This window comes from Mesorhizobium sp. M4B.F.Ca.ET.089.01.1.1 (assembly GCF_004022605.1).
GTDB lineage: Bacteria > Pseudomonadota > Alphaproteobacteria > Rhizobiales > Rhizobiaceae > Mesorhizobium > Mesorhizobium abyssinicae.
The window spans coordinates 1-1,071 of the sequence record NZ_RZOS01000904.1; the positions used below are offsets into that span (position 1 = coordinate 1).

Consider the following 1,071-nt stretch of genomic DNA (forward strand, 5'->3'; position numbering starts at 1 on the left):
TGCTTGTGGCGAGGGCGGGGGCCGTCTGTTGGAAATGCCGCGAAGCACCGCGCCGGCATGCGCGGCAACCGGCGCCAGGCTCGCGGCGGCGAGCGGCAAGGCTTTCGGGGCTGTCATCACCAGTCTGTTGGCGCGCTCGCCCTTCAGGTCAGTTCATGTACTCGACCATGCGATCGTGGAAGCACTCGCATTTGTTGAGCGTGTCTTCGTCCTTGTAGTTCGTCTTCAGGTAGCCATAGGCCATGCCGCAGTAAGCCTTGGCTTCCGAAGCCCAGACGAAGGCGGGGCGCGACGAGTGGATCCACTCCGGGCTTTTGGCGACGGCGACCGACTCGTCCATCAGCTTCACCACCTGGGTCTTCAGGTCGGCGATGTTGTCGGTCAGCACCAGGTTGGACGTCCCGACGGTGCGGCAGTAGTCGGCCGTCGGGCCTTCGATGATGTCGGCGGCACGCCCTGCCGATCCGACCAGCAACAGGGCCGCGGCCGACACCAGCAATCTTGCGGAACGCTTCATGATAAAGTCCCCTCCATAATCCCAATATACGAGTTGCTAATACATAGCATGGCGATGTCCCGTTGCGCCATGCCGCTAGACTAGATTTGCCGTGGTCGTGTGCGTGGTCGTGCCGTCGTCGTAGAGCAGCGTGATGGTGTTGGCCGCCGGCAGGTTCTGCAGCGTCGCGACGTCGACGAAATTGGCGCCGTTGGCCGTGCCGTCGGCATCGACGCTGAGCGTGCCGGTCGCTGCATTGTAGTTGACGAAGTCGCCGACATTGGCGCCGCCAGGAGCAGTGTCGAACAAGGACGAAAGGTCGATTTTGTCGCCGTGCCCGCCGACACCGCTGTAGTCGACGATCAGATCCTTGATGTCGAGCCCGTCAAGCTTGAACGTATCGGCGCCCGTGCCGCCGGTAAGCGTGTCCTGCCCGGCGCCGCCGATCAGCAGGTCGTTGCCGTCGCCGCCGTTCAGCGTGTCGGCTCCAATGCCGCCGATCAGCGTGTCGTTGCCGGAAGTGCCAAGCAGGTTGTCGTTTCCGGAAGTTCCGGCAATGGCCTCAACCGTCAGAT

2 protein-coding genes are annotated in these 1,071 nt (G+C 63.0%); both read right to left on the reverse strand.

Annotated elements, in window-relative coordinates; translation table 11 throughout:
• Window positions 1–148: 148 nt before the first annotated feature.
• Window positions 149–517 carry a hypothetical protein gene (locus tag EN780_RS34905; protein ID WP_127285480.1) on the reverse strand — a complete coding sequence of 123 codons (369 nt, stop codon included), beginning with the start codon at window positions 515–517 and terminating at the stop codon, window positions 149–151.
• Window positions 518–592: 75 nt separating this feature from the next.
• The coding region (locus EN780_RS41450) for a type I secretion C-terminal target domain-containing protein (RefSeq protein WP_128276516.1) at window positions 593–1,071 on the reverse strand (479 nt) is incomplete at its 5' end.